This window comes from Rhodobacter capsulatus, assembly GCF_052363185.1.
GTDB classification, from domain to species: Bacteria; Pseudomonadota; Alphaproteobacteria; order Rhodobacterales; family Rhodobacteraceae; genus Rhodobacter; species Rhodobacter capsulatus_E.
The window spans coordinates 2,590,348-2,603,623 of record NZ_CP198955.1; the positions used below are offsets into that span (position 1 = coordinate 2,590,348).

General features: G+C 66.2%; 9 protein-coding genes and 6 pseudogenes. 4 read left to right on the forward strand and 11 right to left on the reverse strand.

Features of this window, described 5'->3' with window-relative positions:
• The first annotated feature begins 58 nt into the window (after nt 1-58).
• From ACTTAG_RS12760 to ACTTAG_RS12775, 4 genes and pseudogenes are all read left to right on the forward strand, one after another.
• Nucleotides 59-925, forward strand: a complete 867-nt coding sequence (locus ACTTAG_RS12760; protein ID WP_444462666.1) for a zinc ABC transporter substrate-binding protein — start codon at nt 59-61, stop codon at nt 923-925.
• Complete coding sequence (locus tag ACTTAG_RS12765; protein WP_444462667.1) at nt 882-1,019, forward strand: hypothetical protein; 138 nt, start codon at nt 882-884, stop codon at nt 1,017-1,019. Before ACTTAG_RS12760 ends, ACTTAG_RS12765 begins: the two co-directional genes overlap by 44 nt.
• A gap of 54 nt (nt 1,020-1,073) precedes the next feature.
• On the forward strand, nt 1,074-2,072 hold the full coding sequence (locus ACTTAG_RS12770; RefSeq protein WP_444462668.1) for an aldose epimerase family protein: 999 nt from the start codon (nt 1,074-1,076) through the stop codon (nt 2,070-2,072).
• Nucleotides 2,073-2,103: 31 nt separating this feature from the next.
• A pseudogene (locus tag ACTTAG_RS12775) lies at nt 2,104-2,280 on the forward strand (hypothetical protein); the annotation flags it as partial.
• Nucleotides 2,281-2,294: 14 nt separating this feature from the next.
• Here the strand turns inward: ACTTAG_RS12775 and ACTTAG_RS12780 are convergent.
• From ACTTAG_RS12780 to aroA, 11 genes and pseudogenes are all read right to left on the reverse strand, one after another.
• Nucleotides 2,295-3,230: a helix-turn-helix transcriptional regulator gene (locus ACTTAG_RS12780; protein ID WP_444465287.1), complete on the reverse strand. Its 936-nt coding sequence runs from the start codon at nt 3,228-3,230 to the stop codon at nt 2,295-2,297.
• Between the two features lie 290 nt (nt 3,231-3,520).
• Nucleotides 3,521-3,730, reverse strand: coding sequence for a hypothetical protein (locus ACTTAG_RS12785; RefSeq protein WP_444462669.1), 210 nt, complete (start codon nt 3,728-3,730; stop codon nt 3,521-3,523).
• Between the two features lie 416 nt (nt 3,731-4,146).
• Nucleotides 4,147-5,384: pseudogene (gene trpB, locus ACTTAG_RS12790) on the reverse strand (tryptophan synthase subunit beta).
• A gap of 111 nt (nt 5,385-5,495) precedes the next feature.
• Nucleotides 5,496-6,164: pseudogene (locus ACTTAG_RS12795) on the reverse strand (phosphoribosylanthranilate isomerase).
• A gap of 7 nt (nt 6,165-6,171) precedes the next feature.
• On the reverse strand, nt 6,172-6,528 hold the full coding sequence (locus ACTTAG_RS12800) for a lipopolysaccharide assembly protein LapA domain-containing protein (RefSeq protein WP_444462670.1): 357 nt from the start codon (nt 6,526-6,528) through the stop codon (nt 6,172-6,174).
• Nucleotides 6,529-6,534: 6 nt separating this feature from the next.
• Nucleotides 6,535-6,822: an integration host factor subunit beta gene (gene ihfB, locus ACTTAG_RS12805; RefSeq protein WP_110805943.1), complete on the reverse strand. Its 288-nt coding sequence runs from the start codon at nt 6,820-6,822 to the stop codon at nt 6,535-6,537.
• A gap of 301 nt (nt 6,823-7,123) precedes the next feature.
• Nucleotides 7,124-8,775 (reverse strand): annotated as a pseudogene (gene rpsA, locus ACTTAG_RS12810) (30S ribosomal protein S1); the annotation flags it as partial.
• Between the two features lie 154 nt (nt 8,776-8,929).
• Nucleotides 8,930-10,336, reverse strand: a complete 1,407-nt coding sequence (locus tag ACTTAG_RS12815) for a KAP family P-loop NTPase fold protein (RefSeq protein ID WP_444462671.1) — start codon at nt 10,334-10,336, stop codon at nt 8,930-8,932.
• Nucleotides 10,337-10,458: 122 nt separating this feature from the next.
• A pseudogene (locus tag ACTTAG_RS12820) lies at nt 10,459-11,090 on the reverse strand (NAD(P)H-dependent oxidoreductase).
• A gap of 77 nt (nt 11,091-11,167) precedes the next feature.
• A complete protein-coding gene (locus ACTTAG_RS12825; protein WP_444462672.1) occupies nt 11,168-11,755 on the reverse strand; it encodes a (d)CMP kinase in 588 nt (195 codons plus the stop codon).
• Nucleotides 11,756-11,851: 96 nt separating this feature from the next.
• Nucleotides 11,852-13,194, reverse strand: a pseudogene (aroA, locus tag ACTTAG_RS12830) (3-phosphoshikimate 1-carboxyvinyltransferase).
• Nucleotides 13,195-13,276 lie beyond the last annotated feature (82 nt).

The window sequence follows — 13,276 nt, forward strand, 5'->3', positions numbered from 1 at the left end:
TGTTATCTCATAACATAGAGAACCGCTTCCCGACCCGCAAGCCTTGCCGAGGACCCCCATGAAACGCCCCGCCCTGACCGCCCTGCTTTTGTCCGCCCTTGCCAGCCCTTCACTCGCCGAGGTGCCCAAGGTGGTGACCGACATCCCGCCGGTGCAATCGCTTGTCGCGCAGGTGATGGGCGATCTGGGCAGCCCTTCGGTGCTGCTCGAACAGGGGAATGCGCATTCCTATCAGCTGAAACCCAGCCAGGCCGCGGCGCTGCAAGAGGCCGATCTGGTGCTCTGGATCGGCCCCGAGATGACGCCCTGGCTGGATCGGGCGATCGACGGGCTGCAGGGTCCGGGCAAGGCTTTGGCGCTGCTCGATGCGCCCGGAACGCTGCTGCAGGATTTCGGCGGCAAGCCGCATGTCGGCGGCCATGACCATGACCACGCCCATGAAGACCACGATCACGACGCGCACGACCACGCGGAAGAGGGCGAAGACCACCACCACGAAGGGCTTGACCCGCATGCCTGGCTGTCGCCGGTGAATGCCGGGACATGGCTGACGCTGATCGGCTCGGAACTGGCGCGGCGCGACCCCGAACATGGCGCGACCTATATTGCGAATGCGGCGCAGGCGCGGCTGCGGCTCGCAACGCTGGATGCGCAGCTGATGGCGGATCTGGCGCCGCTGAAGGGCCGCCCCTTCGTCACCTTCCACGATGCCTATGGCTATTTCACCGCCCATTACGGGCTGACCTCGGCGGGCTCGGTCTCGATGGGCGATGCGGCCGATCCGGGCGCCGCGCATCTGCGCGATCTGCGCGACAGCCTGAGTGCCAAGGGCGTCGTCTGCGCCTTCCCCCGAGGCGAACCACGACCCGAAACAGGTCGCGATGCTGCTGGAGGGAACGCCGGTGAAACGCGGCGCGGCGCTTGACCCCGAGGGCTCGACCCTGCCCTATGGGCCCGGGCTTTACGACGCGGTGCTGAAGGGCCTTGGCCAGGCGATGCGCGACTGTCTCGCGCCGTAATCCCTTGTTCTTCCGGGCCTTCCGTGCTGGAGTATCGCGAAAGCGGGAGGCCCCATGACATCCGACATCCGCCGTTTCGGCACCACCGCCGCCGGCCAGACGGTCGAGGCGATCACGCTGCGCGCGGGCGAGCTGACCGCGCGCGTCCTGACCTTCGGGGCGACGCTGCAGGATCTGCGGCTGGCGGGCACGCCCTGGCCGCTGGTGCTGGGCTCGGACCTGCTCTCGGCTTACGAACAGCGCCTGCATTGGTGCGGCGCGGTGGTCGGGCCGGTGGCAAACCGGCTGTGGCGGGCGCAGGTGACGCTCGACGGGCGCCTTTGGCAAGCCCAGCCCAATGACGGCGCGAACCTGCTGCATTCGGGCGCCGAGGGGATTTCGCAGCGGGTCTGGCAGATCGAAGCGGTCCGCGCCGAAGCCGTGACGCTGCGCCTTGATCTGGCGCATGGCGCGGCGGGGCTGCCCGGCAACCGGGGGATCCGCGCCACCTATCGGCTGGCGCCCCCGGCGACGCTGGAGATCACGCTGACGGCCGAAACCGATGCACTGACGCTGATGAACCTGGCCCATCACCCCTATTGGAACCTCGACGGCACGGCGACGACGGCGGGGCACAGCCTCTCGGTCGCGGCGGATCAGATCCTGCCCACCGATGCCGAAAACCTGCCGCTGGCCCCGGTGCCGGTCGAGACGCTGAACCTGGATCTGCGGCACCCCCGCCCGCTGCCCGACCTGCCCCCGGTCGATCACAATTTCTGCCTCTCGGGCAAGGGCGTGCGCCCGGTCGCGCGGCTGACGGGCGCAAAGGGCGTGAGCCTTGATCTGCACAGCGACGCGCCCGGGCTGCAGGTCTATGACGGCCGCGCGCTCACTTCCGCGCCCTTCCCCGGGCTGATGGGCGCACCCTATGCCGCCCATGCCGGGGTGGCGCTGGAGCCGCAGCTCTGGCCCGATGCGCCCCGCCATGCCGATTTCCCGCCGATCACGCTTGCGCCCGGCACGGCTTGGCGGCAACGTAGCGCCGTGCACCTGACCCGCCGCCCCGGCGACTGACCCCGCCGTTCCGGCGACCGAACGAGGCCCCATGACCGCGCCTGCCCCCTCGGATCTGACGCAGCTTTTCGCCGATCTGGCCAGCGCCTTCGGGCTCAGCCGCGCCGCCGGGCAATGCCTGGCCGTGATCTGGCGGGCCACCGACACCCCCTCGGCCGAGGATCTGGCGACGGGGCTTGGGCTGTCGCGCTCGAATGTCTCGGTCGCGCTCAAGGAATTGCGTCAGGCCGGTCTGGTGCAGGTCAGCCGCAAGCCCGGGCTGCGGCGCGATTTCTTCACCGCCGATCCGAACCCCTGGGCGCTGTTGCGCGCCGGTCTGGCGGAACGGCACCGGCGCGAGATCGCCCCGCTCGTCGATCGGCTGACCGCGCTCGCCCATGCCGAAGACGATGCCCGGCTGCAGGATCTGGCCGAGACGGCGGGCGCCGCCGCGCAGTGGTTTTCCCGGCTGATGCGCCGCGATGTCACCGAATTGATGCAGCTGATGGGCGCCGAGCGGGTCGAAAAGAAGACCAAGAAGAAACACCGCAACGAGAAATAGGCCCCCTCAGCGCCCGGCCTGCGCCGCGCGTCCGGGCGCGGGCACCGGGCCGGACGGATCTCGGTGAAGCGGGCGGTGGGCTCGTCCATCAGATCCTCGATGAAGATGCTGACCAGTTGGCTGCGCGTCGAGACCCCGGCCTTGCGATAGATCGCGGCGGTCTGCGCCTTCACCGTGCCTTCCGAGGTGGCGCGCAGCCCGGCAATCTCGGCCAGCGTCAGCCCCTTGATCGCGAACAGCGCCACTTCCCGCTCGGCCGCGGTCAGCCGCCATTCCGCGAAACGCTCGGCCAGCAATTCGGCAAAGGCGGTCGAGGCCCGGCGCAATTTCTCGGTCGCCACCTCCGCCTCGTGCCGGGCCGAAAGCAGCGCCTGCGCGCCGAAGATCAGCCCCAGCACCAGCCCCAGCGCGGCCGAGATTTCCAGCGCCTCGCGCAGTTTCCAGTTGATCGGGGCGACCTCGATTCCCAGCAGCGCAAAGACGATGTCGGACACGAAGAAAAGCGCCGCCACCGCCTGCACGAGGAACAGCGGCAGCAGCGCGACGCGCAAGGTCAGCCAGCGCGGGCGCCGCGGCGACTTCGGGGCAGGCAGGTCGGTCGGATCGGTCAGGGCCATCGGCGTCAGGATCCGCCCGGCCCGGCCGGACCGCCGGGCCCTTCCCGTCCCCCCGGCCCGCCCGGGCCACCGTTCCCTGGCCCGCCCGGGCCACCATTCCCACCCGACCCTCCCGGGCCAGCGTGCCCCCGGCCCGCCGGGAGGGTCGCGGCGCGGATCGCCGCCGGGATGCGGCCGGTCAGGGCCTGCGGCGCCCGCGGGCCGCGGCGGCGGCGGTGCCGCCCCCGGACGGCCCCCCGCGGTCGCAGGCGCGGTGAAATCGCGCAGAACCTCGCCGTTGCGCGGGTCGATCACCACTTCGCGCGCCCCCGACTGCCCTCGCCGACGATGCGGATGCGGCGCAGCCAGGTGGTGGACACCTCGATCGACCGGAAGCCCTCGGCCTGCATCTGCGCCACGATCTCCTCCGGGGTTTCGGCCCGGGCCACGGGCGCGGCCCAAAGCGCGCCCCCCAGCGCCAACGGCAGGGCAGAACCAAGGCGCAGCAAGCGTGATCGCATGATTTCGCTCCCGAAAGGGCGCGCCCGGACCAAAGGCCGGGCGCGCAAGAGGCTGCCAAGGCGCGGGCGCGCCGTGGCGGGTGCAGTAACCCGGTTCAAGGGGCTCGACAACGGACCCGATCGCATCGTGAGTGGCGGCCCGGTCAGGTTCGGCATCGAGTCATTCAAACGCGGCCGACCGGGCGGGCAAGGGCCCGATCCCGGAAGGCCTGCCACGTCTGGGGGACATGACACGCCGAGCTTCGCCCGCCCCGACGGGAAAGGCAATTCAGCGAAAGGTATAAACAGCGCCCCGAGGGCCTGTATTTTCGCGCATAAACCTTGGTGTATGGGCGAAATTCGGGGCTTTGCGCAAAGCAGGGGCGGTGGCCCGGTCGGCCCCGCCCCTGCCCGAACCGCCGGTGCGATAGCTGCGCTCAGACTTTCATCTCGACGCCCAGATGCTTCGCCACGGTGAAGATGTCCTTGTCGCCGCGGCCCGAGAGGTTCACCACGATGATGTGCTCTTTCGGCAGGGTCGGCGCGAGTTTCATCACATGGGCCAGCGCATGACTGCTTTCCAGCGCCGGAATGATCCCCTCGGTGCGGCAGCAGAACTGGAACGCCTCCAGCGCCTCGGCATCGGTGATCGACACATATTCGGCGCGCTTGATGTCATGAAGCCACGAATGCTCCGGCCCGATGCCCGGATAGTCGAGGCCCGCCGAGATCGAATGGCCTTCCAGGATCTGCCCGTCCGCATCCTGCAGCAGATAAGTGCGGTTGCCATGCAAAACGCCGGGCCGCCCGCCGGTCAAGGACGCGCAATGCTGCATCCGGTCATCGACGCCAAGGCCCCCGGCCTCGACCCCGATGATCCGCACCGACGGGTCATCCAGGAACGGATGGAAGAGCCCCATGGCGTTCGAGCCCCGCCCACACAGGCGATGATCGTGTCGGGCAGACGGCCCGCGCCCTCTTGTTCCTCCAGCTGCCAGCGGGTTTCGCGGCCGATGATCGACTGGAAATCGCGCACCATCGCCGGATAGGGCGCAGGGCCCGCCACCGTGCCGATGCAATAGAAGGTGTCGCGGACATTCGTCACCCAGTCGCGCAAAGCGTCGTTCATCGCATCCTTCAGCGTGCCGCGGCCAGAAGTCACCGGCACCACCTCGGCGCCGAGCAACTTCATCCGGAATACGTTCGGCGCCTGCCGCTCGACATCGGTCGCGCCCATGTAAACAATGCATTGCAGCCCGAACTTCGCGCAGACGGTGGCGGTCGCCACGCCATGCTGGCCCGCGCCGGTCTCGGCGATGATCCGGGTCTTGCCCATCCGCCGGGCGAGCAGGATCTGCCCCAGCACGTTGTTGATCTTGTGCGCGCCGGTGTGGTTCAGCTCCTCGCGCTTGAGATAGACCTTCGCCCCGCCCAGCTCCTCGGTCATCCGCGGCGCGAAATACAAGGGCGAGGGACGGCCGACGTAATGCTTCCACAGCGCTTCCATCTCGGCCCAGAAGCTCGGGTCGGTCTTGGCGTGCTCATACTGCGCCTCAAGTTCAAGGATCAGCGGCATCAGCGTTTCCGACACGAAGCGCCCGCCATGAATGCCGAAACGGCCGCTCTCGTCCGGAGCCGTCATGAAACTGTTGAGCCGATCTTCCGCCATCGCCATCCCCTTTGTCCGTCGCGCGCCCCCAGCAGATAGCGCGCCCCCCCCGCGGGGTAAAGTTCCTGTTTTTTCTTGGCACAAATACGCCGGGGGTGTGGGGGTGAAACCCCAACCCTACCCCTGCGCCGCCGCGACAAAGGCAGCGATCCGGGCGGCGTCCTTGACCCCAGGCGCGGTTTCCACCCCCGAAGACACATCGACCTGAGCCGCCCCGGTCAGCCGCACCGCCTCGGTCACATTCTCGGGCGTCAGCCCACCTGCCAGCATCCATGGCTTGGCCCAGACCCGGCCCGCAATCAGCCGCCAGTCGAAAGCCAGACCATTTCCCCCCGGCAGTGCCGCGCCCTTGGGCGCTTTCGCATCGACAAGGATCTGATCCGCCACGGCTTCATAATCGGCAATCGCCGCCAGATCGGCTTCCTCGGCCACGCCCACGGCCTTCATCACCGGCAGACCGAAGCGGGCCTTCACCTCGGCCACGCGGGCGGGCTTTCCTTGCCATGAAGTTGCAGCATGTCGAGCGGCACCGCATCGGTGATCGCCTGCAAGGTCGCATCGTCGGCATCGACCACCAGCCCGACCTTGGCCAGCCCGACCGGCGCGGCCAGCGCCAGATCGCGGGCGGCAGTGATCTCCAGATGCCGGGGCGAGCGGGGAAAACACAAGGCCGATGTAGCCCGCCCCCGCCTGCGCGGCAGCCTCCACATCGGCCGGTGTTCTCAGCCCGCAGATCTTGCAGCGCACCCCGCCGGGGCGGCCACGGTTGACGGCGACGGTGACCACGGCGCCCTCAGGCGCGCGGCTTGTCGAGCAGCGCCAGAACCTCGTCCTTCGGACCTTGCGTCTTTTCCTTCAGACGGCCCAGTTCGCGTTCCAGATTGGCCGCCTGTTTCGTCGCCTTGCGCGCGGTCGCGCGGAAACGATGCTCGCGCAGATATTCCCACACGAAGCCCACCGCCAGCCCCAGCACCATGCCGCCGAAGAAGACGAAGAACAGCGGCACCGGCAGATGCAGGTTGAAGCCGACAAAGGCCTCGACCTCGGCGGTGAGCAGGCTCAGCGTCACCACCTCGCGGTTGGACATCGCCAGCGTCACCAGAACAAGGATGAGGCAGGCCAGGAACAGGTAGCGGATCGCGCGGAACATCGGGTCTTACTCCTCTACCCCGTTCAGCCGGTCGCGCAGAAGCTTGCCGGTCTTGAAGAAGGGCACGTGTTTTTCATCGACCGCGACCGATGTGCCGGTGCGCGGGTTACGCCCGGTTCTAGCGTCCCGTTTCTTCACCGAAAAGGCGCCAAAGCCGCGCAGCTCGACCCGATCACCGCGGGCCATCGCCTCGATGATCTCGTCGAAGATCGTGTTCACGATCTTCTCAACGTCGCGCTGAAACAGATGCGGATTCTCTTCGGCGATCTTGGCGATCAATTCAGAGCGGATCATGCGTCATCTCCCCCGTCATCCGGCTCGACCCGGACTGGTTCTTGCACCGACTATAGGGGGAATTTGCCGCGACACAAACAGCAATGGCTTGGAAAGGCGGGAAATTATCGCATGCCACCCCGCTTTCGGGACGGTTCTGCGGCGCTCGGACGCAGTCCCCCATCGGCTTACCCTGCGGAAAGCCCCTTGCCTGCCCCGAAAACACGCCTGCGGCGAATCGCGCAAGACAAAAGGCCCCGCCGAAGCGGGGCCTTTCGCATCCCTTGCGGGGTGACTTATTCGCGGCTCTTGAGCGCGGCGCCAGGATGTCGCCGAGCGAAGCGCCCGAGTCGGACGAGCCGTATTGTTCCACGGCTTCCTTTCCTCGGCGATTTCGCGCGCCTTGATCGACACGCCCAGCTTGCGGGTCTTGCTGTCGATGTTGACGACGCGCACATCGACGTGGTCACCGACCTGGAAGCGCTCGGGGCGCTGGTCGGCACGGTCGCGGGCCAGATCCGAACGGCGGATGAAGGACTTCATGCCGTTGTATTCGACCTCGATGCCGCCGTCTTCGATCGCGGTGACGTTCACGGTGATGACCGAGCCCCGTTTCACGCCATCAACCGCATCCGAGAAGGTGTCGGCATCGAGCGCCTTGATCGAGAGCGAGATGCGTTCCTTGTCGGTGTCGACTTCGGTGACCGCCGCGCGGACGACGTCGCCCTTGCGGTAATCCTGGATCGCCTCTTCGCCGCGCTTTTCCCACGACAGGTCGGACAGGTGGACCATGCCGTCGATGTCGTTTTCAAGGCCGATGAACAGACCGAATTCGGTGATGTTCTTGACTTCACCCTCGATCACGCTGCCGACCGGATGGGCATCGGCAAAGGCTTCCCACGGGTTGCGCAGGCATTGCTTGAGGCCGAGCGAAACGCGACGTTTCGCGGTGTCGATTTCCAGCACCATGACGTCGACTTCCTGCGAGGTCGAAACGATCTTGCCGGGGTGGACGTTCTTCTTGGTCCAGGACATTTCCGAGACGTGCACCAGACCTTCGACACCGGCTTCCAGCTCCACGAAGGCGCCGTAATCGGTGATGTTGGTGACGCGGCCCTTGTGGACCGAGCCCAGAGCGAATTTGGTTTCCACCGAATCCCACGGGTCGTTCAGCAGCTGCTTCATGCCGAGGCTGATGCGGTGGGTGTCCTTGTTGATCTTGACGACCTGGACCTTGACGGTCTCGCCGATCGTGAGGATCTCCGACGGGTGGTTGACGCGGCGCCAGGCCATGTCGGTGACATGGAGCAGGCCGTCCACGCCGCCCAGATCCACAAACGCACCGTATTCGGTGATGTTCTTGACGACGCCGTCGACGATCTGACCTTCGGTCAGGTTGCCGATGACTTCGGCGCGCTGTTCGGCACGCGATTCTTCAAGGATGGCGCGACGCGACACGACGATGTTGCCACGGCGACGGTCCATCTTGAGGATCTGGAACGGCTGCTTGAGACCCATGAGCGGGCCGGCATCGCGCACCGGACGGACGTCGACTTGCGAGCCCGGCAGGAAGGCCACGGCGCCGCCCAGATCGACGGTGAAGCCGCCCTTGACGCGACCGAAGATGGCGCCATCGACGCGCTCTTCGCTGGCATAGGCTTTTTCCAGACGGTCCCAGGCTTCTTCGCGACGGGCTTTCTCGCGCGAGATGACGGCTTCGCCACGGGCGTTTTCGACGCGATCGAGGTAAACTTCGACCTCGTCGCCAACGGCGATCGAGGGAGCTTCACCGGGATTCGCGAATTCTTTCAGATCAACGCGGCCTTCCATCTTGTAGCCGACGTCGATGATGGCCTGGCCCGCCTCGATGGCGATGACCTTGCCCTTGACGACAGACCCTTCCTGGGGGGTGTCGATCTCGAAGCTTTCCTTCAGCAGGGCTTCGAATTCTTCCATGCTAGCTTTGGCGCACATGCGGTCTAGTTTCCTTTATATGGGTTTTCTGGCCATGCGGTTGGCTCCGCCGGTCTTTCGTTGCCTATGCCGAAGGGGGCAGACCTGCGCCTGCCCCCTCTCGGACGTGGCCCCCATAGCCGGGAATCACCTGCGGGGCAAGGGTTTTCGGGGATCACTGGACCATCAGCCGATGCACGGCCTTGAGCATGGCCTGATGGTCGGGGATGTAACGGGGGGCAAGGCCATGCAGAACCCTCTCCCAGCCCGGAGCGCCGCTATACATTACCGCTTCGAATTTGAAACGGTCACTGGGCAGGCGCAGCAATTCCGGGCAAAACTTCGAAAAAAAGCTGTTACACTGAGCAATTGCGCGACTAGCTTGCTCGTCAGAATCGCTCTCGATGTCCTCCAAGAGCTTGAGTGCAAATTCTGGCGTTAGACCCGCTCTCTGGAGAAGGCTTGCGTCGAGGCGGCGCGTTCCGTCTGCTTTTTTCATCACCGCCTGAAACGCCAAAAACACAAGTAACGAACAATCAATCGGGCGATCCCGATAACACCGCAACGTGAGTTCTACCTTCCCCAACACCCGCTTGATCTGACGAAAGGAAAGATCACTGCTGGCGGCAATCTCGCCCGCCAGCGTTGCGGCATGTTGCACCGAGAAGGCGGGCCCATCCCCGAAAGGGATGGCAAGCGGCAGTTGCATCGCAAGCGCCCGCGTGGCCGTTTTCACGTCTTGCTTCGAAGGCTCCAGCTTCAACCTTATATCGACGAACTTCTCCAGATACCTCTCGCCCGCATCCTTCGTGCCGAAGCGGTGATGGGCAAGGCTTTCCAGATAATCGGCATTGACGAACAGGCAAAAGACGAAGCCCTCGGCGTTGAACACCAGCTTCATCGCCTCAAGGAAGGCAATCGTGTAATCCGGGTGGCAGCGGTCCAATTCGTCGATCAGCACCACAACCCGTTTCGTCTTCGCCCCCTTGGTCAGCGCATCGCGGATCGTGGCGATCTGCTGCGGCAATTCCTTTTCCCGGGCATGTTCGGCGGCAAGCTGGGTGCGGACCAGCTGCTCGCCATATTTCGTCATCCCCTCGCCAAGTTCTGAGACAGACTCTTCCAGCGCCTTCACGCCCTCTGCCTTGCTGCCCACCCATCCGGCAGCCAGATCGACGACCTCTTCCATCGCATTGCGCGCCACCACCTGCACCGCGACCCGACCTGCCGCCTTGGCAAGTTTCAGCCCTTGTTCCTTGACAACCTGCCCCTTCGCCTTCGTCGCGCGCGGCATCTGCGCCAGAAGCGCGCCCAGAAAGGTGATCACCGGCTCGCCGGAATGGTCGGATTGCTGGGCGTCGATCTCGATCACCACCTCGCCCTGCGCGCGCAGGTGTTTTGCCCAATTCTCGCGCAGGAAGGTCTTGCCCTGACCGAACCCGGCCTCGATCGAGATCACCTTGCCCTTCTCAAGGCTGTCTTCGCGATACTCGATCGACTGGATCAGATGGGTGAAGGTCTCGGCGATGCCGGAATAGCCCAGCAGATCGTCTTTCCAGAGAGTGCCGTCAGCCTCGGTCATGCCCGCCCCCGCTCAAGCTTCCCTGCAGCACCACACCACAGGGTTGAGCGAAAGAAAAGCGGATGACACAAAACCCCGCCCGGAAACCCGGACGGGGTGAAAATCGGCGTCAGACGGCCGGATCAGTCGATCCGCGTCACCAGCTCCGACAGCGGCTTGCGCACCTTCTTCATGCCGGCGAGCCAGTCGCCCTCGGTGGCGCGGTAGCCCAGCGGCATCAGCGTGACCGACCGCAGCCCCTTTTCCCGCAGGCCCAGGATTTCATCGACCGCGGCCGGATCGAACCCTCCATCGGGGTGGCATCAACCTCAAGCTCGGCCGCCTGCGCCAGCGCGATGCCGAAGGCGATATAGGCCTGATGCGCGGCATGGGCGGCGTTCACCTCTTCGCTGCGGGCAAGGTAATTGGCCTTCAGATTGTCATAATAGCCCGCCAGCATCTCGCGCGGGATGCCGCGTTCGGCAACATGCAGATCGACGACGGCATCGATGCGCTCGGCGGTGTAATTGTCCCAGGCGGCAAAGACGATCAGATGCGAGCCGTCCACGATCTGGGTCTGACCAAAGGCCGCGGCCGAGATCTTCGCGCGCAGCTCCTTGTTGGTGATCACCAGAATTTCAAAGGGCTGCAGCCCCGAGGAGGTCGGCGCCATCTGCGCCGCGGTCACGATCTTTTCGACCTTGTCTTCGGAAACGGCCTTGGCCGGGTCCATCTTCTTCGTCGCATAGCGCCAGTTGAGCGTATCAAGCAGCATCGGGGCATCCTTTCGCGGTTGAGCGTATGGCGCCAAGATATGCGCACAGCCGCGCGGCGCAACGAAAGCTTCTGCGCTTATCTGCACAGCCGTTCGGATACCACCGCGCAGGCGGCCGCGATCGCTTCCTCGATGCTCAGGCTTGACGTGTCGATCACCACCGTATCCGCGGCGGGTTTGAGCGGCGCATCGGCCCGGGTCATGTCGCGGGCGTCGCGCTCCTTCACCTCGGCCAGCACCTGCGCTTCGTCGCCGCCGACCTCCAGCCAGCGCCGATGCGCCCGCACCTCGGGGCTGGCGGTGACGAAGAGCTTCACCTCGGCCGCGGGACAGATGACGGTGCCGATGTCGCGCCCATCCAGCACCGCACCGCCCGCGCGCCGGGCAAAGTCGCGTTGAAAGTCCAAAAGCGCCTGCCGCACCTCGGGGATGACGGCGACCTTCGAGGCCGCCTGCCCGGCTTCGAGCGTGCGCAGATCGGGCCGCGCCAGATCCTCGGGCGTCAGCCCGCGCGCGGCGGCCACCGGATCGCCGCCCTTGACGCCCACGGCGCGATAAAGCGCCCCGGTATCCAGATGCGCAAAGCCGAAACGTTCGGCCACGGCGCGGGAAATCGTGCCCTTGCCCGCTGCGGCGGGCCCGTCGATGGCCACGGTGAACATCATCTTGAACCTCGCACGGGGCTTCAACGTTGCAATTTGCGTATTTGGACCAAGAAAAAACCATGGGCTTCTTCTTGGTGCAAATACGCCCTTTCGACCTCAGTCCCGGGTGATGCTGGCGCCAAGATCGCGCATCAGATCCTCGAAGACCGGGAAGGAGGTGGCGATCGGCGAGCCGTCATCGACCGCGATCGGCTTTTGGCTGACAAGGCCGAGCACCAGAAAGCTCATCGCGATACGGTGGTCGATATGGGTGGCGACGGTGGCGCCGCCGGGCACCCCATCGGCGCCAAGCCCATGCACGATCAGCGTGTCCTCGTCTTCCTCGACCCGGACGCCGCAGGCTTCAAGCCCGCGCGCCATCGCCGCGATGCGGTCGCTTTCCTTCACCCGCAACTCGTGCACGCCGCGCATCACGGTGGTGCCGGTGGCGCAGGCGGCCAAAGCGGCCAGCACCGGATATTCGTCGATCTGGGCGGCGGCGCGCTCGGGCGGCACCGCGATGCCGCTGAGCGCGGAGTGACGCACGCGCAGATCGGCAACGGGTTCGCCCCCCTCCTCGCGTTCGTTCAGAAATTCGATATCGGCGCCCATCTCGCGCAGGGTCAGGAAGAGCCCGTTGCGCGTCGGGTTCTGGCTGACGCCCGGCACAAGGATGTCCGAGCCCGGCACCAGCAGCGCCGCGCAGACCGGGAAGGCCGCCGAGGACGGGTCACGCGGCACCGCCACCTTTTGCGCCTTCAGCTCCGGTTGCCCCTGCAGCGTGATCCGGTTGCCCTCGGGCGTGGCCTCGACCGTCACTTCGGCGCCAAAGCCGCGCAGCATCCGTTCGGTGTGATCGCGGGTCGGCGTCTTTCGATCACCACGGTCTGCCCCGGCGCGTTGAGCCCCGCCAGCAGCACCGCCGATTTCACCTGCGCGGACGCCATCGGCGTCGTGTAGGTGACCGGCACCGGCTCGGCGGCGCCCACGACGGTCATCGGCAGCCGCCCACCCGCGCGCCCGTAAGACCGCGCCCCGAACAGCGCCAGCGGATCGGTCACCCGCCCCATCGGCCGCTTGCGCAAGCTCGCATCGCCGGTGAAGGTCGCGGTGATCGGGCTTGTCGCCATGCAGCCCATGATCAGCCGCACGCCGGTGCCCGAATTGCCGCAGTCGATCACCTCGGCCGGTTCGGCAAAACCGCCGACCCCAACCCCCTCGACCGTCCAGGCGCCCGGGCCGGTGCGGGTGACGGTCGCGCCAAAGGCCTGCATCGCCTTGGCCGTATCCAGCACGTCCTGCCCTTCAAGCAGCCCGGTGATCTCGGTCCGCCCGACCGACAGCGCGCCCAGGATCAGCGCCCGATGCGAGATCGACTTGTCGCCCGGCACCGCGGCCACGCCCGAAAGCGGGCCGCCCTTGCGCGACGTCATGCGGATGGGGGAACCGTGAGCGGACATGAAAGCCTCCCTGAATGTCAGGGCCCTGTTAGCGCACCGCGCCCCGACCGAAAAGCCCTGCTTTTCTTGGCGCAAATACGCC